Below are 25,327 nucleotides of genomic sequence, written 5' to 3' on the forward strand. Positions count from 1 at the left end.
TAGCAGGGTGAATACTGGCTTAAATCGATTTACTTAATGCCTGATCCGCAATTTACGAAACCTGGCACAATAACCCGAATAAACCCCAACTGCAGCGCTCATACTTTAAGGCCCGGTGCAGAGGTTTCATACTCTCAGTGGCATTTCAGAAGGCATGGCAGCTACATGGCCCTTGGTTTAGAGACTAATCGTAAAAGCTGGCTTTACCGGCCTGGTTATTCTATTTAAACCACATACACCCGGGCTAATGTACCACTTTAGTTAGCAACACGACTTATTACCTTGAATTGGTGGACAAGGAATTGTTCCGTATGAGCAATAAACACAGCAATCTCCTTCTTTTGGTTTCGAAACTGTTTTACAGCTCTCGCATTCGTAAAAGAATTGGCAAGCATTTGTTGGCATATCCTCTATTTTCTTGTGCCCGCAGCTTGGGCAAGTGATTTCTGATTTTAGTTGTGCTTCCATTAGCTTTTTATCTTGTTCGTTACACTTTAACCCTTTGGATTAACTGCCTGCTCAAGTTCTGTTTCACTGGGCTCGACTGTGTCATACCTCACGGTTGTGTTTCCGTGTGCATATATGGCACTAACCAGCTGGGTATGACGGCCATTTTACTTGCTTGAGCAAAACAAGCATAATACAGTAGACACCAACTGTTAAAACTGTAAGTAAACTGGCGCACTTTTATTTTTTATGAGATTTCGGCTATGCGCTGCAACCAGTTACTGGAAACCTATAAAGCAAACCCCGCAGCATTGTCTAAAAAGGGCGGCGCGGCTAATAGTTATTATCAGACGCTGGCTTCTTCAGTGTGATTCCGAATTTGCACCATAGTTCTTTTTCAAAGTCAGTTTCGTTTTTCAGCTCTCTTTTCGTTACCGCAGCTTTTTCCTTTCTTATAAACGTGTTCCCTGAAATTGATATCCGCCCGTTTTCGGTTGGGAGGGATATCAATCTTTTTTTCATAAAGTGTGAGTTCGGATCCGATTGATGATAGGTACACATCTCCGCATACTCTTCCAACTCCCGTTCTACGTTTTTAAAGATAAATTCTGGTGTTGCTTTTCCGTGCTCAAGTTTACTTACACGCAAATAGCCGCCTTCAAACTTATCTATTATATAACTTCCTCTTTCGTCCTTTTGAGTTTTATTGAATTGGATTTGCAAAGGCTCAAAAACGAATTCACCGAACCCGACATCTGTTAAATATTCGCTAGTGCCTATTTTCACGATGATTGCCAAGTGATCAAACTCAGGGCTATACTCATTATCTTTCTCAAATACTCTTGCGGATACCCGTTTGGCATCGAAGCCCAATGAGAGCAGAAGTTCATAAAACAGCCCATTCAGCTCGTAACAGAAACCGCCACGGTTGTTCTCCACTATTTTCTCATAAAACCGCTCTACGCTTAGCTCTATCGGGATTTGATAATGAATATCTAAATTCTCAAATGGAATGTTTAAAAGATGATTCCTCTGCAATTTTTTCAGTAAACACAGGTTAGGTTTTAAGTCTCCTGCATACTTAATTCTGCTAAGGTATTTTTCCCGATTAAATCTCATTATTTTTCAGTTATGATAATGTTTAATCATCGCTGTGCTTTTGTGATTACACCTAACATTCTGGCTAATAAAGGTTTAACACAAATCAGGTTCTTATGTGCAAATAGCTTTGTGTTATACTTTTATGACATTTTATTTTTACTGCTTTTGCAGCTTAGCCACTTCGATGGATATGAATTTCGGTAAATAACTTGGCGTACAGTTTTTGGCAACAACTTCATCCTTATACAATCCGGTTCTCTCCCCAATAAGAATACATCTGTTGCGATACTCTTCTTGCCACTTTCCTATTTGGCCCGCTGTGTAATTCATTGCCCATTGCACTTCAGGCTCCTCTTTTAATAGGTTGTCCTCAATCGAAGTCAACAAATACTCTGTGTTGGAATGGTTCGTATTTCCCATCCATCTTAACCGTGCCTGGTAATACCAAAATAACCTTCGCTGTAAGGGCGAAGCACTTTTCTCCCAGGACTCCATCAATGCGATAGTCTTTTTATCCTTCGAAAGCTGATTGGCCATCATCCAATCAATTAACTGGTTTCGTTCTTCTGCCTCATGATTTTGGATATCATTGCAGAGTTCGTCAATAGCCTCTTGGTTAAGAAGCTTTTTATCCATTATCAGAATTGCCAATTGGCGTGGGTAAAATTTGCCGATTGACCAAAGTTGCATTGCCAACGCGTGATCTTTTTTAATCTCCTTTGCGATGTTCCGAAGATCTCCAAGTTTGGTTGTTCCTTGCAAAATTTGAGCATAGATGGCCTTGGCTTGTAATGAAAGTGTCATGTCAAGTGTTTCTGTTATTCAGTTATTTACAACGCATTAGTCTAAGAACTCTATACTATTTCTTGGCATTTGTTAAGCTAATATTTTTTTTCGTTTAACCACGCTTTCCAACCAAGTGCTACCTGATCCCAGCCAAATTTCTCATAATCGACTTTCCCGTCCTTATCAAAGCCGAAGTAGTTATGCTCAACCCCGATATAGGGTATAAATGTAAAGTTACTTTTTCCTTTTTTGATAGCTTCCAGTCTCAGATAGTCGTTAAAGGCCACGCCATGGTCTCTAGTCCCGTAGGTAATGAGCACAGGTATCTTTAGCTTCATGAGGTTGTCCATCGGGGGCAGGGAGAAAGTATAGGTAGTTTTATAGGAGTCTCCACCCTCGGAAACTGTACTTGTCGAATTATGTACAATGGTTTCCCAGTGCCTGAATGCCTCTTCTGATTTGGTGCCGGCAGAGTCATCGTAGGCTCTGGCCTGAGAAATCATGGAAGCCATCCGCCCCATCGGGTTACCGCCAGAGTAAATTAAGTGCGTAACAGCCTTGCACTCTGCAGCAAGCTTTGCCGCTACGGTTGAGCCTGCTGAATGGCCCGCTACTATTAGTTTACCATTTTGTACCCACTCCTGCTTCTCCAGGTACTTAAGTGCTGCTTGAGCCCGGCGGACATAATAGTCTACATTATCTCTGGAATAGAATTCGGAAGGAGGTATACCTGTTTCTGGGTCAGCATATGCACCATTCTTTAGGTCTTTGCGATATGCGATCAATGGCACGTAGGGCTTGCTGATGATGACCAGGTGAAAATCTGACAACAGGCTATCCGGTTTAAACGGGAAGACCATATATGGTTTACCATCGTCGTTAAGTAGGATGAGAGGGCGCGCCTGTGAGCCTTGGTCGAAAAGAAAAATAGGCTTGGCCTTGTATTCACCCCCCTTTTCAGACATAACCAAAATGTCTACGGGGTCTTGCTTATAGTTTATCTGCAAGTGCCTATAGCCAAAATCTTCTGGCTTCTTGTTTTGGGCAGTTAGCTTGAGGACAACAACTACAACTAGGAGAAGCGATAAGGCAGCTTTCTCCACTTTTAAGTACGCTTATATGGTACTTTGTGCTGAGCGTGTTTGCTGTTGCCACTCGTTTTCCAGAATGGAGTAAAAATCAACACTAATCTTTTCTCCATCTTTGATTTCACATTCTCTCATTGTTCCCTCATACTTAAAATTCACTTTCTCTAATGCCGCTTTGCATTTTGTATTGTCGCTCACTACAAAACCTTCTATACGATTTAAATTTAATGCAGTGAAGCCTTGCTCAAATAGCTTAGGCATTACCTCTTTTAGAATTCCCTTTCCCCAACACTCTTTTAATAACCAGAGCCCAATTTCAGCCTTCCGATGTTGCTTATCCAAACCGTTGAACCCCCCAGCGCCACAAAACCGATTATCTAACTTGTCATAAATTCCCCACCAAATTCCAGTTCCTTCTTTTTTCAGGGTGCGGTACCACTCCATTTGCTCTTCAGTTTCTTCTAATGTAGAGAAATGCACATCGTAAAACCTTGTTATTTCTGGGTTAGATAAGCCTCTATGAATGTTTTCTATGTCAGAAGGTTCAATCTCTTTTAGTAAGTAGTTTTCTGTCTCCAATTTTCGATCTATTTACAAATGCTTTATAACTACCAGGTAAACCACTACCTTCATTTGTCTGCACTGTTTGCGTGATTACTACAGGTTGGTTTTACACGCTTAATGCTGTAAAATCTAATGGTGCATATGTGTTTGCATATCCTTTGGCTAATATAAGTGTTTGTTATACATAATTCAACGAGCTGATAATCTTGCTTATGCAATAAGTATAGATACTTTCAGCATAGATCAAATAGGCAGCCCAGCGGCTTTGGATATGGTTAAAATAAACAAATCCCCGATAACTCGGGGATTTGTAGTATGAAAGGGTCATCTTGTTTAGCTATTGCCTTGGCCTGTTTCCTCGTGGCCCAGATGCGTTTTTAAGTTCACTTTCCGTGATATACCCGTCATTGTTCGCATCTAGTTTAGAGAAATCGTTTGCCAATGGTCCCTTTATTTCGCTTTTAGCCAGCTTACCGTCTTTGTTAGCGTCCATCTCGGCTAGCAGCTGTGCGTAGGTGGGTGGCCCTCCACGCTCGCCGGCTGGGCGCTGGTTTGTAGTACTTGTTTGGTTTTGTTGCGTTGCGCACGCCACCGCCGTCATAGCGATTGCCCCGAAGGCAATAGTTTTTACTAATTTTTTCATCTTGTATTCTCTTCTATTTTATTGATTGACATATTGTGCCACAGCATCCATCCCTTTGGCTAAACTTTCGCTATACCTGCAGTGGCTATACTTATACTTTTTACACACGCAAGGTATAACCCAAGCATTAGCATAAGGGCTATTCCTGGCACAAGCAGCCAGGTAAGCGAGGTTGCTCTATCAGATGTTTTTACCAGCTCGATTTGATTTCCTTCCAATGCCAGGTGGGCTTGGTAGTTGTTTTCCTCGCTGAGAATAAACTGCTTCCTACCCAACTCGTTTTTAACCACACTGAATACTACCTGGCTGTGGTGAATATCCTGGAAACCAGCATTCTTCACATATACCTCGCTTACGTCGGCAGGCACTCCAGAAAGCTTGAAGGCAACAGTGGTAGCGTGCCCCAGCTTTACCAGGCCATTGCCTAGCGCAACTTCTCTCCCGTTTATATTCAGGGAAACTTTATCTTTCAGGTGCTTGATCACCAACTTGTTAAATTCCTCTGGCGAGGTGTAGGAATCTTCTCCGTAGGTATACCTTACCTCCTGCTGGAAAGCCGTTAACGAAGCATTTAGCACGAGCATCCAATTACCTGGCTGCTGCTCTACAAGCGTAAAGGTGGATAAGTCAGGCTGGTGGGCATGCGCCGCCATAGCGGTTAACCATACAAAGGCAGCAAGTATAGATTTTAGTGTCTTTTTCATAAGCATGGTTAGATTACATAAGCACCGGAAAGGCAGTTGATAAAGTTGTTTGCACCAGGGGCGTCTACATGGTAGTGGTACCCTCTGATGTCGTCGGAATGGCCGCGGCAGGCATCCAGGTCATCTGGTTCGGTACCGTCTTCGTTCAGCTGCCCGTAAATCCCATGCCCGTCTGCGGCATACCCTATCATAGCGGCATGTCCGTCGGTCTGGCTTACTTTGGCCGAAACGCCTGTGGCTGCATGGTAGTGATACCCTTGGTGCACGTTAATATGGCCACCGGCATCGTCGAACGGAGCCAGCGTATACGCTCTCAAAATGTTGTCAACGGGCGCTGGTGCCGAGAACTCTACGCCATTAAGGGCAATTCCTCGAATGGTCGGCCCGGAACTTCTAGGCCCCATGCCTGCAAAACTTGCCGGGGACTTTTGTAGAACGGGTGTTTTGGGGATCAGCCAGGTGCGCTCAATACTGGTAATATACTCCGGAACACACTCAACGCAGTAGTTTTTGTATTCCTCGCCCACATTTGGGTTGGCAGCATTTATACAGTCTTCTTCTGTGTTTGTCACGTAGATGTCCCCGTTGGCATCATACATCATCCAAGTGTTATCATTGTAGAAGGAGGCCAGATTTTTGATGAAAGCGCCGTCCACATCATATACTTGCCCGTTCTCCAGCCAAATGCCGCCGGCATCTTTCCCATCGGCAATATTATCAGGGCACCAAGGGCCCATGGCATGGTCGGAAGGGGTGCTTGCCACAATTTGATAACAGTCGGTTACTGTACCGTCCGAAAGGGTGCAGGGTACGGTGGTAACAGAGGTACCCTCCAGAAACAGCGAGGGATTCACGTCTACCACAGTTCCTGCCTCAGCACCTGGTTCTACTTCTTCTTTGCAGCTGTTTGATGAGACCATTACAGCTACAGCCAAAAGAGGGGCGATTTGTAGTTTGAGCTTCTTCATGTCTGTATGTTTAAAGCATTAGACGCACTCATTCAACCAATCCCTCGCAGAGCCGTTATTTTTTTGTTAAGGCAAAAAAAATCCTCCAGTTACGGAGGATAGGGCGTGAGTAAAGAAATATGTACTCTGGCAGTAGTTGGTACTATCTGGGCGCGCGCGCGGGATTTCCTGGCCTGCCAGGCGAATTGGTCAAAGCTGGCACAATGCGGAGGATTACCTCATCAAAAGACTCCAGTTGCTCTTCTGTGCAAATACTTTTTAGCGACTCGAAGTGGGCGTATGTTACTGTGATCTTTTCCTCTTCCAGCTGCAATATCTCCTGGAGTAGCGCTGTTTTGTTTCTATCTGCGTTGCTAGTGATTAGTTGTGAAAACAGGGACTCGATATATGCTCTCTGCTGCCTTTCGAGGCTGTCGATGGTTTCTCGGTGGTCTTCGGCCAGTTCAAAGAAAATAGCTTTTTGCGCCTCTGTAAGGTTTAGCTTCAGGCTGATTTCCTCTTTCATATCTTTTTGCGGCATCGGTACTTTGGGCCTAAATACAAATAGGCCTACCAGCGCAAGATTTATCGCCAGCAGTACATAAAATCCGATTTTATACTTGCTATTACTCATACAGGTTAAAGTCAGTGGTGATCTGGGTATAACTACCGGTTTCTGCGGAAGGCGCGGTACCGGTTTGCAGGAAGTTGGTCACTGCCCAAACATTAGAAGTAACCACAAATGCAATCACAGCCGCTACTTTCATCCATCCGTAAGCAGCTGTTTGTTCCTGCTGCCGCTGGTCAGCTAGATTCTGCCGAATCTTGGCAAAACCATCGTGAGGCGCTTTTGCTCTCTGGATGCCCTCCAGGCTATTCATCACCTTTGCTACACGCTTATCCTGTTTCATATTTCTTTTGACGTGTTATTTTTCGATTTCCTTCGGTCTGGGAAGTCTTTTTCTAGTTCTTGTCTCAAATTAGATTTTGCCCGCTGCACCAGCGATTCCACAGATTTTCTGCTTTGGTTCATGATATCGGCAACTTCCTGTTGCGGCAGCCCTTCGATCTGGGTAAGTATAAAGGCTGTTTTCTGGTTTTCAGGCAGCACATCCATAGCCTTGAGAAGCAGTGCCGCGTCTTCTTTGTTTTCCAGTTTTACACCGGGGTGTACAAAATCAACTGCTTCATACTTTGTCTCCACCGAGTCGTTCGTGTACAGCGAGGTAAAGATCCCAAAACGCTTCTTGCTTTTCTTTTTCCTCAAAAAGTCTAACGCCTTGTTCACAGCTATTCGGTAAACCCACGTACCAGCCGATGAATTGAATTGAAAACTCGGGGCGGTGTTAAAAATAGTGATGAATACATCCTGTAGCAGTTCTTCAGCATCTTCGGTATTTTTGGCATAACTAAGGAGCGTGTTAAAAACCCGATCACTGAAGTGTTCATAAAGTTGCTTTAAAGCCACTTCGCTGCCTTGTGCAATATCATGTAAACAGCGGTTTTCATCCAGCATAGGTCAGGGCATTAGCTGATTTTTTGGGTCTGTTAGCCAAACTATTTTTCTGGAGTGATTTACAACGTATGATAGAGGCACAAGTATGGCAGCAAGTTAGTTACAGTCGAGTATAAGGTACCTATTCTGGTAAAAGCCGCCGTAACCTGAGGGTGAAAGTAGTAAAAAAGCCGCAAAGTTCACGGCTAAGCCAAATTAACTCGTGCGCAGTTGCAAAGCTTCTCAGAAAGTGGGCGGCAGCCCCAGAAACCAAGGCGCCGATGCAACGCCCTTCCCAAGACACTAAGGCAATTACACATAGGCATACAATTTTACAGTTTGGCTGGGCGAGAGCTTACCTTGGGTTTATACTTTGCTGATTTGCCTCATGTAGCCTTAACGTAAAACAGCCCGACCTATTGGACGGGCTGATAGTATGTATACTTTAGCTTAGTTATTAAATGCTCGCCTGCTTGTTGATTAACACAAAGGGCAACGCCATGTTTTGCTTAGGCTTAAGCGTACTGGTTATTGGTAACTGTAAGTTTTACATCCACATTGTTCCGAAGGGCATTGGAATAAGGGCAAACCTGATGCGCTCTTTCGGCGAGCATCTGTGCTTCTTCGGTAGTAACGTCCGGAATGTTCACCACTAGCTCTACACCAAGTCCAAATGTGCCATCTCCCAAAGCTCCTATTGCTACTTTGGCTGTAACTGCTGTTTCCCCGGTCTTAACTTTAAGCTGCTTGCTCACAAGGTTCAAAGCACTATCGAAACAGGCAGAATAACCTGCCGCAAAAATTTGCTCCGGGTTTGTGAAGTCGTCGTTGGCTCCGCCTAATGCTTTTGGCATTCTTACTTCTAAATCCAATACACCGTTATCAGATTTCACCTGGCCGTTTCTGCCGCCTGTTGCCGTCGCTACGGCAGTATAAATTGCTTGCATTTCTGATTCTTATAGTTTAATATAATTGTTTAAAATAATATTGTGAGCAATCTTTTTAAGCATGACTATTATTCCGAAAGGAACTTAAGCTTTTATATTAAAAAATTTGCTTAGCGCTTATTGGATTTCTTCTTTAGGGGATCAGCGAAAAGGGCTATATACAATCTCTGTGGTTACTTTTTAGTATTGTAAGCAAACAGTTTGTTAGTAAATGCACGAAGCATATCCACCTCTTCACTTGTAATACCCACCTCGTCAAATATTTGGGATGGAATACATGCTGCCGTATGCTTTAGGTTCATCCCCTTTTCTGTTAAATTAATCTCTACTACTCGCTCATCCGCAGTGCTTCTTGTTCGGGTAAGCAGCTCTTTGGCTTCCATCCTCTTAAGCAAGGGCGTTAGCGTGCCGCTATCCAGGAAAAGCTTCTCCCCTATCTGGTTTACAGTTTGCGTAGCGTGCTCCCATAAAACTAAAAGCACCAAATATTGCGGGTACGTTACGTCTAGTTCGCCTAAGTGCTTGCTATATAGCTGCGTTATCTCCCGCGATAAAGCATATATAGGAAAGCATATCTGGTTCTTCAATTTTAATTCTTCCATCGGCCTATCATAAACTAACTGCTGCAAAGGTATAACAAATATTGTTCAAAACAATATTGTGCGCAATATAATTTTAATTCTTTTGTACAGAACCTGGCGGGCTGATAGGTTAGCCTTAATATTTGCCCTACCTGTGAAAGCATTATTTTGCGGCCTTCACCCTTATTTCCCCATTGGTTCTAACATATACGGTAGCCTCGCTTTCAGAGTCGGTTGTTATCGTATGCACCGCTTTACCCTCAGAACTAAAATAACTCCCGGCATCCAATAACTTAAGTGTTCCGGTCTGCGGTATTTTATACCTTAACTCCCCCTGGATCACCACAGCATGCAATACCTGGCCAGTACTTTCTAACTTTCCACTAAAGCCTTTAGGCAGTTTGATGAAGAGGCCTTTTAAGCCTTTACTCGCATCACTCTCCCATAAAAAGCTAATTTCAGCCTGATTATCCGGGGCAATCCAACTCGTGTTTTTGCTGCCCAGCCATACAATGTTGCCTGCATCTACATTCAGTGGTCGTGCCCCGGTGTCAAAAGCTTCGTTTGTCGGCTGAACCAAGTATGGCCCCTGGTCTATCTCTACATAAGCGATATTCTCCTCTCCTTTGGCAGCCGTAATATGAGGTTCACCCGCAGGTTGTATCCAGAATGAGCCCGAAGGCAGCCACATCTCTTCGGCTTTGGAGTCATCGTTATGTATTAAACCTTTAATAACCACCGCCCGATACGTGACATTATGAATATGCGGCGGCGACGAAAACCCGTCTTTAAATTTCGCCAAGAACCCCGTAGGCGCTGTGCCGTTTCTATCGCCCCAGATTGTCCCGGCCTGCGGGCTGTTATCGCCACGTGCTGGGTTTAGCTTTTCCCATACAATATCCGAACGCAGCACAACTCTATTTGTCGGGTGTTCGATATTTTCAGAAGTATGCGTTTCTGTTTTTATACTTGTACAAGCACCTACTCCAAAGGCTAGAAGTATAAGGGTCGTCTTTCTTGTTATTTTATTAATGTATTTCATCCGTACCTAGTCATTTTCGAGCCACCGGCGTTATTCCTGATGCTGAAAGATGCGCGGTGTTGCAGCCATTAGAGGCATACCCTAATCCCAGCTTTAAAGTCGGTAGCATTTACTTTTATGGATATAACTGAAGTATGCGCGTAGTTTTTAATTAGAATTACTACGCCCAAACTCAGTTAGCCATACTTAAAAACAGCGCTGGATTACTTGTTGATTTTTTTCGGCCTGCGCCTAACCAATTATACTTTATACTTGAGAGCTCATTAATTTTCGATGACCACTTTCCCCATGGTTTGTCCGCTTTCTAAGCGCGCATAGGCTTCGCCGGCTGCTTCGAGCGTGTATGAGTGCACATCAAGTACAGGTTTTAGCTTTCCGGCTTCCACGATCTGAGCAATCGCTTTCAATATCTCGCCGTGTTGCTCCCGCTTGTGGTTATGAAGCATGGGAAGAAGCATAAACACTACATGAAGCGACAAGCCTTTGAAGTGTGCAAGGGTTAGATCCAGCTCGCACAGCGACACCGTTGTGGCAATCTGTCCGTTTAGGGCCGCTGCCTGAAAAGAATTGATTAGGTTAGCGCCGCCAACAGAGTCAAAAATAAGATCGAACCCTGCGCCATCAGTATGCTTGCCTACATACGCTTCCACACTTTCAGTTTTGTAGTTGATTGCCTTGGCGCCGAGGCTTTCAATCAGGTCCATTTGCTTTTCGCCTCCGCCGGTAGCGTAAACAACTGCCCCAAAATGCTTTGCCAGTTGCACTGCCACATGGCCAACACCGCCTGCCCCACCATGAACCAACACTTTTTGCCCGGCTGTGATATGTGCCCGCATCAACCCTTCATACGCTGTTATACCTACCAGCGGTAGCGCAGCAGCCTCTTTCATACTTAGGTTGGCTGGTTTATGGGCAATTAATTTACTGTCTGCAGCTATGTATTCGGCTAGTGCCCCCGGAAGGTCGGCTAAACCTCCTGCACAGCCATACACTTCTTCTCCAACAACAAAGCCCTCTACATTCGCCCCAACAGCCTCAATGGTTCCCGCGAAGTCCATACCGAGAATAGCCGGAGTATCTGGTGAAAGAGGCAGATCCTTACCCATTTTACGAATCATGGTATCTACTGTATTAACACTGGAAGCAGCAATCCTGATCAAAACTTGGCCCAGGCCCGGTTGTGGCTTTGCTACATCTCTTACTTCAAACTGTGCATTTTCGCCATATTGGCTTACTATCATCGCTTTCATAAATCACTGATTCTTAATTACTATAAAATTTATAGTTGCAAACTTAAGTATAGTACTGTAGCTTTGCAATAACGGTCAAAAAGGATAGTATAAAGCTATGGAAGAGCAGGAACCAAAAATGCTGGAATTTAGAGGCAAGCAATATCCATGTTGTGCAAGTTTAACCATGGGAGTTATTGGGGGTAAATGGAAAACAGTTATACTATTCCATTTAATGAATAATACACTGAGGTACAGCGAGCTACGCAAGGCTATGCCCACAGTAACTGAACGGACGCTGAGTTTGCAGTTGAAGGACCTGGAAGAAGATGGGTTGATCAGCAGAACGGTTTATACCCCTAAGCCACCTTTGAAAGTGGAGTACGCGTTAACAGAATTCGGAAAAACGCTGATACCGTTAATTCAGGCCGTTGCAGCTTGGGGTGATTATGCGGTAAGTTGTGCCTAAATTTCAGGTTTAGTAAAGGACCAGAGTTAGAGTTTTACGATGGTGCATACACTGCTCTACTCGTGCATCTTATCTCTTGATGAATTAAGATAGATTATACTTTTATTTTCTCCTAAGCAACATTCAGTATTGGCAGCAGTTTGCTTTTAGGCGTCTCTCCTGGAAGTTGCAAGCCGTAACAGCCCACTTCTCGTGACCTGACTAGCAGACTGGCCATAGCAACCACTACCTAGCCATTCTAATTGGCTGATTAAGCCAAGCGTTTCTGTTAGTTGTACAGGGCACTTTCTTCTTGGGCGCCTGCTTCTTATTTTCAGCGTTAACTGCCCTCTATACTTCACAATGGCCCATTTTTTTCGGAAAGATTGTTTTACAGTAAGGATAATGCGGAGAGTGATAAGGCCACAGTCTGGGTTGGCTTACCTGTACTGCGCTAAGCTATTCCAGCAAAACAGCGATATCCTCTATCATCTGTTCCATCTCTAGCTGAAGCGTGCCATTGTAGATCCCCCGTATCCTTCTGGATTGGTCGATCAGCAAAACATGCTCCGTGTGCAGAAACTCCGTACTATCTTTCGTAAAGCCTAAATCTTCTTCGGCAAAGTAGGATGTACGGGCAAGGGTATAGATCTCCGATCTGCTTCCTGTAAGCAAATGCCAATTGGGGGAGTTTATACCGTTCGCCTCAGCGTAGTCATTCAACCGGCTGACCGTATCGATCCAGGGCGTGACGCTGTACGATAGTATGACAACATCAGGGTTGTTGCCATATTTTTCCTGCACTAGTTTCATGTGCTGCGTCATCACCGGGCAAATGCTCCCGCAACTGGTGAAAATGAAATTGGCAACGTGTACTCTGCCCGCTACGGTTTGCTCGGTGATGGCTTGGCCGTGCTGGTTAGTGAGGGCAAAGGGGCTGATGACATGGTTAATTTTCTGCGCTGCTTCATCCGCGCTTGCCATAAACTGCGGGGTAAAATCTGGGGTATTGTAATACGGCAGCGCCTTAGGTTTCTCTTGGGGTGAGCATGAAATTAACATGGTATACAATAGTACGCTACTTGCTAAAAATGCTATCCGATACATTAACGCAGTTTTTAGTGCCCAGCAAGCCGTACCGCCTGCCATTTTCGATAACATAGTTTGCTCTGATTTTTCCGTTGTCATACCATAATTGCTGAGGGCCTTCTTCGTGGCCATTCTTGTAGTGCATTGCCTTCACCAATCGGCCCTCTTCGTTCCACTCCTTGCAGCTTCCCTCATATTCATCATCCTTGAAAAAATAATGCAGCTGCTTTTTTCCGTTCTCCCACCAGGCAATGTACTCACCTGTTTTCTGGCCCTGTTCAAAAAAGCGCCTCTCCCTGAGTTGCCCTGAAGGATAAAATTTCTTCCACTCCCCGTGTTCTTTCCCGTTCTGGTAGCTAGTAAGCTCGGCCGTATCTCTTGAAGATTCAAAAAGAGTATACAGCTTCCCGCTGAAAGGCTTTCCGTTAACGAGTAGCAGCCCTTCACCAAGGTGTAGCGGTGTCGCATTTTTGTCCAGCAATACTGTGGGGCTCTCAGCCAAGTCTTCTGGGGAATGCTGTATGCATCCCCAAACCAGAACAGCTAAGAGCAGGGCCATAACGCTACTGCGTAACCGTGCCCGGCGTGCCATAGAACCCGCTTCCGTTGATGTAAGGATCTGCATCGGTGATATGGTAATGGTATGTACCGCTAGGGTAATCTTCAGTGGCGTGGGTATGGCCGTGGTAGGCATCCAGCATGGCATTGGTAACCGCCGCTCCGTTCTCTACAGGGCCATACACCGGGAAACCATCCAGTAAAAAGCCTAGCAGCGATGCTTTGGTGGCCTTAACCGTGGTGAGGTAGATCGGCTCTAAGTGGTAATGGTAGTTGTTGTTGCCTGTTGGATGCCCCGAGTACTGGTCGAAACTCTGAAACTCGTTTGTCAAAGGTTGGTTAGGCCCGGCATACTGGTTGTAAAACGGCACACCGTTTAAGGAAACACCAATAGCGCCCAGGGGCGTGGCTGCATGCGTAGCGGCAACTTCAGGGTGCAAGGGTATTTTGAAGGTATAATTGAAAGAGCCGATGGTGTTCGGGTTCTTCCGGAAGGTATACGTGGTACCCGCATAGGTCGTGCTGCCGCTGAAATGCTCGTACAGGCTGCTTGTGCTGGGGTAATAAACACTTTTGTGGTCGGGGGCGCCGGTTGTTTTAATGATGACATAGGTGCCATCCGTTGTAATGCTGCTTGCGCCATATACCTTTTTATACACCTCAGGTATTTCTTCATTGGTGGGTGCAAAATCTGCGCTCTCTTTACAAGATATCATAAAGAGCAGCATAAAAAAATTCAGGAATAGCATGGTGTTCTTGGAAGGGTTCATTGGTCATTATTGAAGTTGCAGTTTTTCAGCCCGAATGGCACTTAGGGCTGCGCTTGCCTCTGATGTTAGGGCGGCAGACAAAAGATTTGCTGTTTCAAACGGGTCAAGGCTTAGGTCATAGAAAAACTCGGTACCGTTAGTCAGGTGGATGAGTTTATACCTGCTGTCGCGCATGGTCCAGCCCTCTCTTCCGTCCCCCGTACCAAAAAGCTCGCTGTACGCATATTTCCTCTGAGGCGCAACTGGCTCGCTAAACAAGGATTTAAGTGAGTAGCCATCATGAACTTGGTTTAAGCCTGCACCGGCGACAGCTGCAATCGTGGCATAAAGGTCCGTTCCGTTTACAAGCTCATGCTCCGTTGCGTTCTTGCGGTTAACGCCATACCCGCTCACGATCATGGGTGCATTGATACCTCCCTGCCACAAAGAGCCTTTGGCGGTATAGGAAGTGTAAGGAGCCTGCACCACCTGCGTGCCTGTGCCATTATCGCCAATAAAGATGATAAGCGTGTTGCTTTTCTGCTCCTCGGTAAGGCTACGGAAAAACCTGCCCAACTCTGTATCCATGGCCTCGATGGCCGCCAGATAGTATGGAAGCTTGTTGCTGTTGATGGAGGCGGCATCGTCGGCAAGCGTTTTATCGGATATCAGGTGTAAAGGCGGGCGGTGAAAAGGAGCATGGGGCGCGTTCAGGGCTAAAGTCAGAAACCATGGCTGCTGCTGCGCTTTCACCCATTGCGTGGCATCGTCTATAAAGTAAGTAGTTGCGTAGGTGGTAACCGTAGTTTGCTGACCGTTGGAGGTTTTTGTCCAGTTGTAGTAGCTTGGCACTGTGCCCGTGAAAATCCCCGAGTAATAATCAACGCCAAATTGTTCGGGCGCAGCTAACTGGGTGTTGTTGCTCATGTGCCATTTACCGATGACGGCTGTGGCATACTGGTTACCTGTTTTATCATTGATGAATTTTTGCAGCAGCGTTTCCGAGGCGTTCAGCCCTCCTGTGTTACCACCAATAGCCGAGCCAACGCCGGTGCGAAAGCCATACTTACCCGTAAAAATGCTGGCTCGTGTAGGAGAGCACTCCGGGTTTACCCACAAATTAGGAAAGGTAATGCCGCTTTGTGCCAACGAGTCCAGTACGGGCGTTTTTGCCTTCTGCCCGTTCGTGCCAGGGTACTTCCCGAAAGCATCCCACCCCATATCGTCGGCAATGATCAACACTACATTAGGTTCGTCATTGGTAGTCGGGCTAACAGCGGCATCCTCACTGCAGGAAACTGAGCAGAGTAAAAGCATGAGAAATGCGGCTACTGCTAGATGTCTTATCACGTATTACAAAGTTTAGTTAAACAGCATTTTGATTCGCTTGAACTAAAAAGGTTTAACAGTATTCTTAGATTTTGCAGAATCAAAAAATAATACCCTCTGGAACTGTGCAGGTTTATGGGAGGCTTTATATTGGTAAACAAAGCTTTACAATCCGCTGGATGCTGGCACGTTTGTAGGTCGCCTTGTTAATTTTTCTGGAGTTTTCCTTTCTATAATTACCCGGATCATTCAGAACCCTTCCTTCTATTCCGCTAATGTATCAGATACAGAGGCTCTCTTAAGAATAAGTTGCAATTGTATTCTTACTTATTTCTTTTATTGACCAGAAGGAAGCTAAAGACAGAGCAGGTAAGACCTTGCTGAAGCTTTTGATGCACTTGCAGGCTAAGTACTGGAGCTTTGTATGCGCTTTTAAGTGTTCAAGCTATGTAGCACCTGTATACATTACATATCAGCCAGATACACCTCTATTCGGGGAGTTAGAGTTTTACCGTAACGGACTCACTAAATCTTTCACCTAAGTGAATGGGAGAGACAAACAAATGAGGAGCCAGTTAAAACAAAAAAGCCCAGGCTGGGTAGCCTGGGCTTTGCAGAGAGTGAGGGATTCGAACCCCCGGACCTGTTACAGTCAACGGTTTTCAAGACCGCCGCGTTCGACCACTCCGCCAACTCTCTGTCTTATTTCGTGTACAAAAGTATGGGCTTGGCTTGATTTTACCAAACATCCGGCAAACATTTTTTCGTCAATCCCATCATTAAACACTCAACAACCTGATTTACAAAGACAAAATTTTAAGGCTCCAACCTCACTAAAAGCAAAACACGAAGGTTTTGGATCTTGTTGTCAGCCTTTTCCCTGACGCCGCTTAGCTCTCTAAGTATGACTTTAACCTCGGCCTGATGCCCTTTCAATGTATACGTCAGCTCGGTCTGGCTGCGGGCGTATGCCTCTTTTGTGGCCAGCTTCTTAATAATAGGTGCCAGATCCAGGCGCAGCGTTTCCTTTTCAAAAGCAAGGTAAAGCTCTTGCTTGTCTAAGGTGAGCACCAGCGGGGTCTTACCTAATGTCAGGTCCTGTTTATGGTAGGTTTCATGCAGGTGGGCTTCCACGGCATATTCGTAACCGGAAATCGCAAAAACCTCATTGCTTGTCTCATAGTTACTAAGCCCAAAGCTAAAGTAGCGTTCCGGGCTACTGCTTTTTATAGTATACTCCAACCCCATTTGCTCCAGCACGGCATCGCGCATGTTGGTTTTATTCTGCCAGGCATACTGCCTGTTTATCTTGCTGTTCTCCAAAACCTTGTTAATATCAACTGTGAACCAATCCTCAATCCCCTCGAAATCGTGGTGTCGGGCAAGGTAATCGGTTATAGCGCTGATTTCCACCAGGGAGGCCTCAGGCACATTTCCTTTGCCGGGCTCAATCTTGCCCTTTACCAAAATCCCCTCCTGCACCAGCAGGCCGCGCAATCGGTTTACCTGGCTCCACTCCGATACTTTAAACATATTTACCGGCCCAAAGGCGGCTATAAAGGCAATTATACTTAAGGTAATGGGTATAAACTTGATATTCTTGACGGTACTGAACAGAAAGTATAGCGCCGTTAAAAACAGCCATAAGGCCAGCACCAGCACAATATAGCGCTCCTCGGTAATGCCATACTCCGACACGCGCCGCCAGATGGCCAGGCTTAGCAAGATGATCAACGGGAAAAGCGCCCGGTAAAACCACTTCGAGAAGGTGCGTATCCAGGCGTTGCCCTCCTCGTGGCGAATAGGGTAAATAAGCAGCAACGACAAAATGCCGGCAATGGAAAAGCACAGCACCAGCACCGACACCCAACCCTCCGGCCAGGCCCATTGCACGATAATTTTGCCCAGGTACGCATACAGGATAAGCAGGTAAATGGTAACGAGCGGTAGCAGCACAAACTGCGTAAACACTTTCAGGCCCTTCGGGTAAGTATGGGCCTGCTCCAGTTCGGCAACATCCAGAGGCACACCCGCCAGAAAAAACCAGGTATTGAACACACCCACTAAAATGAACCACAACTGTCCGTATACTTCACCATCTATGTTTATGGAAAAAAGCTGATCGAGGGCCACCAGGGCAACTGCCAGCCCCAGGTAGAGCACCCCGGTATACAGCACAGCCGTGAAAATGCGCAAGAACAGGCTTTTGTTGAACTGCCAAAACGCGTTCTCTACCTGCCGGTTTATAAACATGGCATACGATGCGGTTAGGTGCAGCACCAACAAAAGGGCAAGCAAACGCACGTAGTCGCGTTCTTCCAGGTCTTCAGGCAGCAGCCAATAGTATAATACTAAAAAGGCTAGCCCCCCAAACCAACTGATCCAGCGTTTAAGCCGTGCCCAATCATACTTGCGCGTCAGCAGCTCCAACGTGAAAAACAGGATGAGCCCAACCGCACTCAGGAAAATAACTTTCTCAAGCCACGGGTTTTGCTCGCGCTGTTCATAGCTTAGCTCGAGTTGGTAGATAGCCGCAGCCGTGCCCGCAAAAGCAGACAATAGCACCAGTGGGAAGCGTAAAAACGTACTTGAGGCGCCGTGCCACAGGCGTTGTAGCGAAAGGTTCTTAAAAAAGGCCATACTTTATCCGGGTTGTGGCTGCCACTTACACACAGCAGCATGAACCAAGATAAGTATAAAATAGCAGTGATATAGTATGAAAACTATACTTTAGCGGCTTTGGCCATTTTACCAGAATGCGTGGTTGGGATACGCACCAGGCGCTTGGTTACGGAGTCGATGCTGACGTTGATCTCGAAGCCAAGTATGAGAATCATGGAGATAAAATCGAGCCAGATCATCAAACCGATCAGCGCCCCAATGGAACCATAGAATTTGTTGTAAGTATCAAAAGCGCTAATGTACAGCGAAAACCCCATCGACACCAGGAAGATAAGCCCGGTTGCCACTACAGCGCCAGCCGAGAAGAAAGGCCATTTGTCTTCGATGGCCGGCACGAAGTAGTAGATAAGCGAGGTGGCCAGCAGAAACAGCAGGATAATGGCCACATACTTCAGTATCACCAGCAAAGAGTAAGTATAGCTCTCCGTCACGACCTCGTAGAACACCAGCACATCCAGTATCCATTGCCCAAAGAAAATGGCCGCTACCGCCGTCAGCAGGATCATACTTAGCACCACCGTCAGGGCGGTGGCAATAAGCCGCTTGCGCAGGTAAGTGCGTTTATAAAAGGTATGGTATTTCTTGTCGAAGGCATCCATCAGCGACATAATGCCGTTGGTGGACAGCACCAGCGCAAACAAAAAACCGAAAGAGAGCAAGCCCCCGCGCGGTTTATTCACAATGTCCTCGATGGTGGAATAGGCCGCCGTGTACATTTCTGCCGGCATAAAATCGGCCAGGAAGTCCAGGATGCTCTCGCCCAGGTCCAAAGACAGGATGCTGGGGATGTAAGGGATCATCGTGAACAGGAAGATGATGGTAGGAAAGGTTGCCAGCGTGAAGTTGAAGGCCATGTAAGAGGCGCGCTTGGTGATAGAGTCCAGGCGCAACTCCCCGATCAGCACATCGGCCACTTCATACACCGAAGACCTGCCGCCGTTAAAGCGCCACCGTTTCAGGAAAACGATAAACTTGCGGTAAGCGCGGCGGCGCTTCAGGTATTGCTGGTTTAGCCTCATACGCTAAAATGCTTGTCCAACTTTTGTTGTATTAGGGAGGGCACCTCGGTTGGGCGGCCGGTTTTCATATTCACGAACACCATAATGGTTTCGCCCAGCGTTAGCAATGTGCCAGCCTCATTATACACCTCATACTCAAACTTTATACGCGAGCCGTGCGGCTTATGCTTTAAAAGCAGCTTGATGACTAACAGATCATCATACTTTGCAGGCCGGATAAACTTGGTTTTGAGCTCTAGTACGGGCATCATGGTGCCGGTAGCCTCCATTTCCTTATACTCAATCCCAAGCCGCCTGAAAACCTCTGTGCGGGTTACCTCGAAATAGGCCGCATAGTTGCCGTGGTACACATAGCCCATCTGGTCGGTCTCGGCATAGCGCACGCGTATTTGTACTTCTGATTCAAACACTGAGTTGATTGTTAAATTGTTAGATTGTTGGATTGATAATTGGCTTGCCAGCTATACGCAGATAAATTTAAAGTATAAAATCATCCGCAGGGCCAACAATTAGCAATTAACAACCAACAATTACACCTATTTCATAATCTTACGCTCGTTCAGGGCGCGGTGGAAGCGCCTGGCGTTGGTTTGGTGCTCCGACTCGTTGGTGGCAAAGGCATGGTAGCCGGAGAAATCCTCGCGGGCGCAGAAGTATATATACTGATGATTTTCTGGGTTTAACACGGCATCGATACTGGAAATAACCGGCACGTTGATTGGCCCCGGAGGCAGCCCTTTATACTTGTAAGTGTTGTAAGGAGAGTCATGGACCAAGTGCTTGTTAAGCACGCGGCGTATGCTGAAATCACGCACGGCAAAAACCACGGTTGGGTCGGCCTGTAGCAGCATGCCGCGCTTCAGGCGGTTTAGGTATACACCGGCCACGCGCGGTTTCTCATCGCTCTTCAGGGTTTCGGCCTGCACAATAGATGCCAGCGTAGACACCTGCTGCTGCGTAAGGCCAAGCGCAGCGGCTTTGGTTTTGCGCTCTTCGGTCCAAAATCTGTCGTACTCGGTTTTCATGCGCTGCATCAGCTCTGGGGCAGAGGTGGTCCAGTATACTTCGTAGGTATTCGGGATAAACATGCTCACGATTGTGGTCGTGTCGAAGCCCAGCGTTTGCAAGTATTGCTCGTCGTTCAGCAAGCTATCCAACTCCTGCTCGCTTGCCTCAATCTCGGTGGCCAGTTTGGCGGCCAGCTGGCTGCGCAGGCGCACGTTGGCAAAGGTCAGGTTCAGGGGGGCTTGCTGGCCCAAACGTAAGGTTCCGATCAGCTGGCGGTTGCCCATGCCGTGCGTTAGCTTGTAGCGTCCGGGTTTCACCAGCTTATCGTAATCCATCAGCTTTGCCATAAAGCGCAACGACAGCTTGTCGATGATTACGCCGCTGGCCTCCAAAGAGTCCATGGCTTGCTCGTAGGTCGCTCCCGTCGGGATCAGCACGTACACGTCACGCTCCTTTGTATCCACGTTCGGGGTGTACACGATCTGGTACGCGTAATAGGAGAAGCTTACAAACAGGAACAGGAAAAGCGCCGCCAATGCTGGCTTAAGCATACTTTTCTCTTTGCGCTTTCTTCTGGTTATAGGGGTATTCACTTCTTTGGCCATAATGTATGTAAAAGGCTTGGATAAGGTTTTAGGTTCCGCACCCGTTTTTCAATCCTCAAAATTAACATATCTGGAGCTAATTAAGAATGCAGTGCTCAGAAAGTTATGCCAGCGCTGGTTTATACTTGCGTTTATTCCACTTGAGCCCGAGTAATATCTGGATATTGCACTGCACGATTATACATCTGAATTAGCGGCTACAACGTTAGCACCCCAGAAACAGGGCTTACCTCAAATTGAGCCATCTGGCCCGCAATCACCTATATATCCAAAAAAAGATGCAAGCATACCGTATTTAGCAGCAGAGTTTTTAAATTTGAGGAAACTAATCAAACAGAACCTTATACTATTTATATCCAACACATGGCAGGAGACATCAGACAGGCCCAGATAGAAACTCTTGAGCGTAAAAATGCTGAAGCACTTCTTGGCGGAGGTAAGGAGCGCATCGAGGCGCAACACAAAAAAGGAAAGCTAACGGCTCGTGAGCGCATTCATTTGCTCATGGATGAAGGCTCTTTTGAGGAAATTGGCAAATTTGTGATGCACCGCTCCAAAGACTTTGGCCTCGACAAGCAGTACTTCCTGGGCGATGGCGTGGTGACCGGCTATGGCACCATCAATGGCCGTCTGGTATATGTTTTCTCGCAGGATTTTACGGTGTTGGGCGGCTCACTTTCTGAAACGCATGCCGAAAAAATCGTGAAGATCATGGAGTTGGCTATGAAAAACGGCGCGCCTATTATCGGCCTTAACGATTCTGGCGGAGCCCGCATTCAGGAAGGTGTGGTGTCGTTGGGCGGATATGCCGATATTTTCTACCGCAATACGCTGGCATCCGGCGTTATCCCGCAGATTTCGGCCATTATGGGCCCATGCGCGGGTGGTGCGGTATACTCTCCGGCCATCACCGATTTTATCATGATGGTGGAGGACACCTCATACATGTTCGTGACCGGCCCTAACGTGGTAAAGACGGTAACCCACGAAGAGGTAACCTCTGAGGAACTGGGTGGTGCCAGCACGCACAGCACTAAAAGCGGCGTAACGCATTTCTCCTGTGCCAATGAGGTAGAGTGCATCAACTACCTGAAAAAGTTGCTAAGCTACATACCACAGAACTGCGAGGAACTGCCTCCTTCCCTGCCTTACGAAGCGCAGGCCGACGAAACCCGCGAAGTACTTGACACGATCATCCCTGAAAATCCAAACCAGCCTTACGACATCCGTGAGGTAATAGAGGGCATTATTGATGCAGACTCTTTCTTTGAGGTGCACAAGAACTTTGGCGATAACATAGTGGTAGGCTTTGCCCGCCTTGGTGGCAGAAGTATAGGCATTGTAGGCAACCAGCCTGCCGTGCTGGCCGGTGTACTGGATATTAACGCCAGCACCAAAGCTGCCCGTTTCGTGCGCTTCTGCGATAGCTTTAACGTACCGTTGCTGGTTTTAGAGGATGTTCCGGGCTTCCTGCCGGGCACAGACCAGGAGTGGCGCGGCATCATTACCAACGGAGCCAAACTGCTTTATGCTTTCTGTGAAGCCACCGTGCCGCGCATCACCGTTATTACCCGCAAAGCGTACGGCGGCGCTTACGATGTAATGAACTCCAAGCACATTGGCGCTGACATGAACTTTGCCTGGCCAACCGCCGAGATTGCCGTAATGGGTGCTCAGGGCGCCGCTGAGATCATCTTTAAGCGCGAGATTGCCGCCGCCGAGGATCCAGAGGCAAAACTGGCCGAGAAAGTACAGGAATACAAAGAGAAGTTTGCCACGCCGTACCGCGCTGCGCACCGTGGCTTTATAGACGAAGTGATCATGCCATCCGAGACAAGAGCCAAACTGATAAAGGCCTTCAAGATGCTTGAGAACAAAGCGGTTACACTGCCCCGCAAAAAGCATGGCAACATACCGCTATAAGTAAATTATAAATTCAAAATTAGAAATTAGAAATGCGCTTTATATAGTTTATCGGCTTTCTGGTTCTAATAATTTATAATTTTTAATTTCTAATTCTTAATTGAAAATTATGCGTCAAGAATCATTCGATTTTCTGCAGAAATACCTGAATAACTCCGCGCCTACCGGTTTTGAGGTGGAGGGCCAGAAACTGTGGCTGGAGTATATAAAACCATACATCGACGAGTATTTTGTAGATACCTATGGCACCGTGGTGGGTGTTGTTAACCCACAGGCCGAGTATAAAGTGGTGATAGAGGCACACGCCGATGAGATCAGCTGGTTTGTGAACTACATCACGCCGGAAGGATATATTTACCTAAAGCGCAATGGCGGTTCCGATGCCCTGATCGCGCCATCCAAGCGCGTGAATATCCATACCAGCAAGGGCATCGTGAAAGCGGTATTCGGTTGGCCGGCCATCCACGTGCGCAAGGTAGAGAACGACAAAGCCCCAACGCTAGATACTGTGTTCCTGGACTGCGGCGCAAGTAACCGCGAGGAAGTGGAAGCTATGGGCGTGCATGTTGGCTCTGTGGCTACTTTCGAGGATGAGTTTATGGTGCTCAACGATAAATACTACGTGGGTCGTGCGCTGGATAACCGCATTGGTGGCTTTATGATTGCCGAGGTGGCCCGCCGCCTGAAGGAAGAAGGCAAGCAACTGCCATTCGGTTTATACATTGTAAACTCTGTGCAGGAGGAAATTGGCCTGCGCGGCGCCGAAATGATTGCGCACCGCATTAAGCCGGATGTGGCCATCGTAACCGACGTAACCCACGACACGCAGTCGCCGATGTATGACAAGAAGAACAGCGGCGACATACACTGCGGCAAAGGCCCTGTAATTGCCTACGGCCCGGCGGTACAGAACAACCTCCGTGACCTGATTATCCGGACGGCACAGGAGAAAGAGATTCCGTTCCAGCGTTCGGCTGTTTCACGTGCAACCGGCACCGACACCGATGCCTTTGCCTACTCCAACGCTGGCGTGGCCTCCGCGCTCATTTCCCTGCCGCTTAAGTATATGCACACTACCGTGGAAACCGTGCACAAGGATGACGTGGAGAATGTGATCAACATGATCTACGAAACCGTGCTGAAGATACAGGACAAGCAGGATTTCCGATACCTGAGCTAAGACCTAACTTTTAGCCCAAAGCCGAAACCCCACAGCGTTACCCATACCTGTGGGGTTTTACTTTTTGCAGGCGCTTTAGTAACTTATACCTGAAACAAACTTTATACCTGTGAACCGTCTCGTGTTTTGGGCTTTTATGTTCCTGCCTTGGTTGGCGTTCTCTGTTTTCACCGCAGCGCTACAAGATGCTGCTCCGCTTTGGGCAGTTATACTTGGCATTTTGGCAGCACAGTTACTGGTAATCAATATCCGCAGGAAACAGGTCGGGCTTGATTTTCAGTCTACTTTAAAAGCCATTATTCCGGGCATTGGCTACACGCTGTGGCAGCGCCTATACTTTGCAAAACCTTATAACCACGCATCCTTTAAATGACCTACACCGACCAAATGGGCCACCAACTCTCGCTGCCACAACTTCCACAGCGCATTGTATCGCTGGTGCCCTCGCAAACAGAGCTGCTTTTTGACCTGGGCTTAGGCGACAGAGTTGTAAGCCTGACCAAGTTTTGCATCCACCCGCAAACGCTGGTAAAGGGTAAGCCCATCATTGGAGGCACCAAAAATTTCCACTTCGATAAGATTGATGCGCTGCAACCCGACCTGATCATCGGAAACAAAGAGGAAAACTATAAGGAAGGCATCGAGCAGCTGCAGCAAAAGTATAAAGTATGGATGAGCGACATTTATACCTTAGAAGATGCGCTGCACATGATAAGGCAGATCGGGGAAATCACAGGTTCACAACCGCAAGCGGAAAAGTTAAGTGCAAGTATAGTAGCCGGCTTTGCACAGCTGCAACCTGCGCAACCAAGTATAAAAACGGCTTACTTCATCTGGCGTAAGCCCTACATGGCCGTTGGCAGCCACAACATCATCGACCATATGCTGCAGCGCTGCGGTTTCTCTAACGTTTTTTCAGAGCGAAGCCGTTACCCGGAAATCAGTCCGGAGCAGCTGCGGCAGGCCGCCCCGCAACTCATACTTTTGTCCTCAGAGCCTTACCCGTTTAAAGAAAAGCACATCGCGGAGTTTCAGGAGTTGTGCCCGCAGGCAAGTATAAAAGTGGTGGATGGTGAGATGTTTAGCTGGTATGGCAGCCGCCTGGCAAAGGCACCGGCATACTTTAGGCAAGTAATTAATGAAGTGAAAGTATGAGTTGAATA

28 protein-coding genes and 1 tRNA gene are annotated in these 25,327 nt (G+C 46.8%); 5 read left to right on the forward strand and 24 right to left on the reverse strand.

The window, feature by feature from the left end:
- Positions 1-261: 261 nt before the first annotated feature.
- The 15 genes from D1627_RS18490 to D1627_RS03400 form a co-directional block, all read right to left on the reverse strand.
- A complete protein-coding gene (locus D1627_RS18490) occupies positions 262-468 on the reverse strand; it encodes a GDCCVxC domain-containing (seleno)protein (RefSeq protein WP_119430771.1) in 207 nt (68 codons plus the stop codon).
- Positions 469-780: 312 nt separating this feature from the next.
- The gene (locus D1627_RS03335; protein WP_119430772.1) at positions 781-1,566 is read right to left on the reverse strand and encodes an arylamine N-acetyltransferase family protein; all 786 of its coding nucleotides are present in this window, start codon (positions 1,564-1,566) and stop codon (positions 781-783) included.
- Between the two features lie 138 nt (positions 1,567-1,704).
- Complete coding sequence (locus D1627_RS03340; RefSeq protein ID WP_119430773.1) at positions 1,705-2,352, reverse strand: DNA alkylation repair protein; 648 nt, start codon at positions 2,350-2,352, stop codon at positions 1,705-1,707.
- Between the two features lie 77 nt (positions 2,353-2,429).
- Positions 2,430-3,437, reverse strand: a complete 1,008-nt coding sequence (locus D1627_RS03345) for a dienelactone hydrolase family protein (RefSeq protein WP_119430774.1) — start codon at positions 3,435-3,437, stop codon at positions 2,430-2,432.
- 12 nt (positions 3,438-3,449) lie between these two features.
- Positions 3,450-4,001 carry a GNAT family N-acetyltransferase gene (locus D1627_RS03350; protein WP_199688362.1) on the reverse strand — a complete coding sequence of 184 codons (552 nt, stop codon included), beginning with the start codon at positions 3,999-4,001 and terminating at the stop codon, positions 3,450-3,452.
- A 322-nt stretch (positions 4,002-4,323) separates the two neighbouring features.
- A complete protein-coding gene (locus D1627_RS03355; RefSeq protein ID WP_199688363.1) occupies positions 4,324-4,629 on the reverse strand; it encodes a hypothetical protein in 306 nt (101 codons plus the stop codon).
- A gap of 59 nt (positions 4,630-4,688) precedes the next feature.
- Positions 4,689-5,333 (reverse strand): DUF6702 family protein, encoded by a 645-nt coding sequence (locus tag D1627_RS03360; RefSeq protein ID WP_147383190.1) that lies wholly within the window; start codon positions 5,331-5,333, stop codon positions 4,689-4,691.
- Between the two features lie 8 nt (positions 5,334-5,341).
- Positions 5,342-6,301: a YHYH protein gene (locus D1627_RS03365; RefSeq protein WP_119430777.1), complete on the reverse strand. Its 960-nt coding sequence runs from the start codon at positions 6,299-6,301 to the stop codon at positions 5,342-5,344.
- Between the two features lie 142 nt (positions 6,302-6,443).
- The gene (locus D1627_RS03370; RefSeq protein WP_119430778.1) at positions 6,444-6,914 is read right to left on the reverse strand and encodes a Spy/CpxP family protein refolding chaperone; all 471 of its coding nucleotides are present in this window, start codon (positions 6,912-6,914) and stop codon (positions 6,444-6,446) included.
- On the reverse strand, positions 6,907-7,191 hold the full coding sequence (locus D1627_RS03375) for a hypothetical protein (RefSeq protein ID WP_119430779.1): 285 nt from the start codon (positions 7,189-7,191) through the stop codon (positions 6,907-6,909). The genes D1627_RS03370 and D1627_RS03375 overlap by 8 nt, the downstream gene beginning before the upstream one ends.
- Positions 7,188-7,796, reverse strand: coding sequence for an RNA polymerase sigma factor (locus D1627_RS03380; RefSeq protein ID WP_119430780.1), 609 nt, complete (start codon positions 7,794-7,796; stop codon positions 7,188-7,190). The genes D1627_RS03375 and D1627_RS03380 overlap by 4 nt, the downstream gene beginning before the upstream one ends.
- A gap of 494 nt (positions 7,797-8,290) precedes the next feature.
- Positions 8,291-8,722 (reverse strand): organic hydroperoxide resistance protein, encoded by a 432-nt coding sequence (locus D1627_RS03385; protein WP_119430781.1) that lies wholly within the window; start codon positions 8,720-8,722, stop codon positions 8,291-8,293.
- 173 nt (positions 8,723-8,895) lie between these two features.
- Positions 8,896-9,324 (reverse strand): MarR family winged helix-turn-helix transcriptional regulator, encoded by a 429-nt coding sequence (locus D1627_RS03390; RefSeq protein ID WP_119430782.1) that lies wholly within the window; start codon positions 9,322-9,324, stop codon positions 8,896-8,898.
- A 142-nt stretch (positions 9,325-9,466) separates the two neighbouring features.
- The gene (locus D1627_RS03395; RefSeq protein WP_119430783.1) at positions 9,467-10,345 is read right to left on the reverse strand and encodes a DUF4437 domain-containing protein; all 879 of its coding nucleotides are present in this window, start codon (positions 10,343-10,345) and stop codon (positions 9,467-9,469) included.
- Between the two features lie 263 nt (positions 10,346-10,608).
- Positions 10,609-11,595: a zinc-dependent alcohol dehydrogenase family protein gene (locus tag D1627_RS03400; RefSeq protein WP_119430784.1), complete on the reverse strand. Its 987-nt coding sequence runs from the start codon at positions 11,593-11,595 to the stop codon at positions 10,609-10,611.
- A gap of 97 nt (positions 11,596-11,692) precedes the next feature.
- Between D1627_RS03400 and D1627_RS03405 the strand changes: the two genes are divergently transcribed.
- Positions 11,693-12,043 (forward strand): winged helix-turn-helix transcriptional regulator, encoded by a 351-nt coding sequence (locus tag D1627_RS03405; protein WP_233555492.1) that lies wholly within the window; start codon positions 11,693-11,695, stop codon positions 12,041-12,043.
- A 438-nt stretch (positions 12,044-12,481) separates the two neighbouring features.
- Here the strand turns inward: D1627_RS03405 and D1627_RS03410 are convergent, their stop codons facing one another.
- From D1627_RS03410 to mltG, 9 genes are all read right to left on the reverse strand, one after another.
- Positions 12,482-13,084 (reverse strand): SCO family protein, encoded by a 603-nt coding sequence (locus tag D1627_RS03410; protein ID WP_119430785.1) that lies wholly within the window; start codon positions 13,082-13,084, stop codon positions 12,482-12,484.
- Positions 13,085-13,100: 16 nt separating this feature from the next.
- Positions 13,101-13,670, reverse strand: a complete 570-nt coding sequence (locus tag D1627_RS03415) for a toxin-antitoxin system YwqK family antitoxin (protein WP_158607139.1) — start codon at positions 13,668-13,670, stop codon at positions 13,101-13,103.
- A 4-nt stretch (positions 13,671-13,674) separates the two neighbouring features.
- Entirely contained in the window at positions 13,675-14,385 is a 711-nt protein-coding gene (locus D1627_RS03420) for a YHYH protein (protein WP_233555493.1), read from the reverse strand.
- 60 nt (positions 14,386-14,445) lie between these two features.
- The gene (locus D1627_RS03425) at positions 14,446-15,768 is read right to left on the reverse strand and encodes a sulfatase-like hydrolase/transferase (protein ID WP_147383192.1); all 1,323 of its coding nucleotides are present in this window, start codon (positions 15,766-15,768) and stop codon (positions 14,446-14,448) included.
- A 593-nt stretch (positions 15,769-16,361) separates the two neighbouring features.
- A tRNA-Ser gene (locus D1627_RS03430) sits at positions 16,362-16,446 on the reverse strand.
- A 117-nt stretch (positions 16,447-16,563) separates the two neighbouring features.
- The gene (locus tag D1627_RS03435; RefSeq protein WP_119430789.1) at positions 16,564-18,387 is read right to left on the reverse strand and encodes a DUF4153 domain-containing protein; all 1,824 of its coding nucleotides are present in this window, start codon (positions 18,385-18,387) and stop codon (positions 16,564-16,566) included.
- An 83-nt stretch (positions 18,388-18,470) separates the two neighbouring features.
- Positions 18,471-19,448 carry a YihY/virulence factor BrkB family protein gene (locus D1627_RS03440; RefSeq protein WP_119430790.1) on the reverse strand — a complete coding sequence of 326 codons (978 nt, stop codon included), beginning with the start codon at positions 19,446-19,448 and terminating at the stop codon, positions 18,471-18,473.
- Entirely contained in the window at positions 19,445-19,858 is a 414-nt protein-coding gene (locus tag D1627_RS03445) for an acyl-CoA thioesterase (protein ID WP_119430791.1), read from the reverse strand. The genes D1627_RS03440 and D1627_RS03445 overlap by 4 nt, the downstream gene beginning before the upstream one ends.
- 126 nt (positions 19,859-19,984) lie before the next feature.
- Entirely contained in the window at positions 19,985-21,007 is a 1,023-nt protein-coding gene (gene mltG / locus D1627_RS03450) for an endolytic transglycosylase MltG (RefSeq protein WP_394342575.1), read from the reverse strand.
- A gap of 417 nt (positions 21,008-21,424) precedes the next feature.
- On the opposite strand from mltG, the gene D1627_RS03455 reads away from it, so the two are divergent.
- From D1627_RS03455 to D1627_RS03470, 4 genes are all read left to right on the forward strand, one after another.
- Entirely contained in the window at positions 21,425-22,984 is a 1,560-nt protein-coding gene (locus tag D1627_RS03455) for an acyl-CoA carboxylase subunit beta (RefSeq protein ID WP_119430793.1), read from the forward strand.
- 109 nt (positions 22,985-23,093) lie between these two features.
- Positions 23,094-24,164: a M42 family metallopeptidase gene (locus tag D1627_RS03460; protein WP_119430794.1), complete on the forward strand. Its 1,071-nt coding sequence runs from the start codon at positions 23,094-23,096 to the stop codon at positions 24,162-24,164.
- Positions 24,165-24,273: 109 nt separating this feature from the next.
- Positions 24,274-24,537, forward strand: coding sequence for a hypothetical protein (locus tag D1627_RS03465; protein WP_147383194.1), 264 nt, complete (start codon positions 24,274-24,276; stop codon positions 24,535-24,537).
- Positions 24,534-25,319, forward strand: a complete 786-nt coding sequence (locus D1627_RS03470; RefSeq protein ID WP_233555494.1) for an ABC transporter substrate-binding protein — start codon at positions 24,534-24,536, stop codon at positions 25,317-25,319. Before D1627_RS03465 ends, D1627_RS03470 begins: the two co-directional genes overlap by 4 nt.
- Positions 25,320-25,327: the final 8 nt, after the last annotated feature.

Origin of the sequence: Pontibacter oryzae, assembly GCF_003576375.1 — a bacterium.
In the GTDB taxonomy this organism is placed as follows: Bacteria; Bacteroidota; Bacteroidia; order Cytophagales; family Hymenobacteraceae; genus Pontibacter; species Pontibacter oryzae.

Bases quoted from the DNA above. Each gene is read 5' to 3' on its own strand.
- D1627_RS18490 (WP_119430771.1), bottom strand. From the start codon at position 468: ATGGAAGCACAACTAAAATCAGAAATCACTTGCCCAAGCTGCGGGCAC.
- D1627_RS03335 (WP_119430772.1), bottom strand. From the start codon at position 1,566: ATGAGATTTAATCGGGAAAAATACCTTAGCAGAATTAAGTATGCAGGA.
- D1627_RS03340 (WP_119430773.1), bottom strand. From the start codon at position 2,352: ATGACACTTTCATTACAAGCCAAGGCCATCTATGCTCAAATTTTGCAA.
- D1627_RS03355 (WP_199688363.1), bottom strand. From the start codon at position 4,629: ATGAAAAAATTAGTAAAAACTATTGCCTTCGGGGCAATCGCTATGACG.
- D1627_RS03360 (WP_147383190.1), bottom strand. From the start codon at position 5,333: ATGAAAAAGACACTAAAATCTATACTTGCTGCCTTTGTATGGTTAACC.
- D1627_RS03365 (WP_119430777.1), bottom strand. From the start codon at position 6,301: ATGAAGAAGCTCAAACTACAAATCGCCCCTCTTTTGGCTGTAGCTGTA.
- D1627_RS03370 (WP_119430778.1), bottom strand. From the start codon at position 6,914: ATGAGTAATAGCAAGTATAAAATCGGATTTTATGTACTGCTGGCGATA.
- D1627_RS03375 (WP_119430779.1), bottom strand. From the start codon at position 7,191: ATGAAACAGGATAAGCGTGTAGCAAAGGTGATGAATAGCCTGGAGGGC.
- D1627_RS03380 (WP_119430780.1), bottom strand. From the start codon at position 7,796: ATGCTGGATGAAAACCGCTGTTTACATGATATTGCACAAGGCAGCGAA.
- D1627_RS03385 (WP_119430781.1), bottom strand. From the start codon at position 8,722: ATGCAAGCAATTTATACTGCCGTAGCGACGGCAACAGGCGGCAGAAAC.
- D1627_RS03390 (WP_119430782.1), bottom strand. From the start codon at position 9,324: ATGGAAGAATTAAAATTGAAGAACCAGATATGCTTTCCTATATATGCT.
- D1627_RS03395 (WP_119430783.1), bottom strand. From the start codon at position 10,345: ATGAAATACATTAATAAAATAACAAGAAAGACGACCCTTATACTTCTA.
- D1627_RS03400 (WP_119430784.1), bottom strand. From the start codon at position 11,595: ATGAAAGCGATGATAGTAAGCCAATATGGCGAAAATGCACAGTTTGAA.
- D1627_RS03405 (WP_233555492.1), top strand. From the start codon at position 11,693: ATGGAAGAGCAGGAACCAAAAATGCTGGAATTTAGAGGCAAGCAATAT.
- D1627_RS03410 (WP_119430785.1), bottom strand. From the start codon at position 13,084: ATGTTAATTTCATGCTCACCCCAAGAGAAACCTAAGGCGCTGCCGTAT.
- D1627_RS03415 (WP_158607139.1), bottom strand. From the start codon at position 13,670: ATGGCCCTGCTCTTAGCTGTTCTGGTTTGGGGATGCATACAGCATTCC.
- D1627_RS03420 (WP_233555493.1), bottom strand. From the start codon at position 14,385: ATGATATCTTGTAAAGAGAGCGCAGATTTTGCACCCACCAATGAAGAA.
- D1627_RS03435 (WP_119430789.1), bottom strand. From the start codon at position 18,387: ATGGCCTTTTTTAAGAACCTTTCGCTACAACGCCTGTGGCACGGCGCC.
- D1627_RS03440 (WP_119430790.1), bottom strand. From the start codon at position 19,448: ATGAGGCTAAACCAGCAATACCTGAAGCGCCGCCGCGCTTACCGCAAG.
- mltG (WP_394342575.1), bottom strand. From the start codon at position 21,007: ATGCTTAAGCCAGCATTGGCGGCGCTTTTCCTGTTCCTGTTTGTAAGC.
- D1627_RS03455 (WP_119430793.1), top strand. From the start codon at position 21,425: ATGGCAGGAGACATCAGACAGGCCCAGATAGAAACTCTTGAGCGTAAA.
- D1627_RS03460 (WP_119430794.1), top strand. From the start codon at position 23,094: ATGCGTCAAGAATCATTCGATTTTCTGCAGAAATACCTGAATAACTCC.
- D1627_RS03470 (WP_233555494.1), top strand. From the start codon at position 24,534: ATGACCTACACCGACCAAATGGGCCACCAACTCTCGCTGCCACAACTT.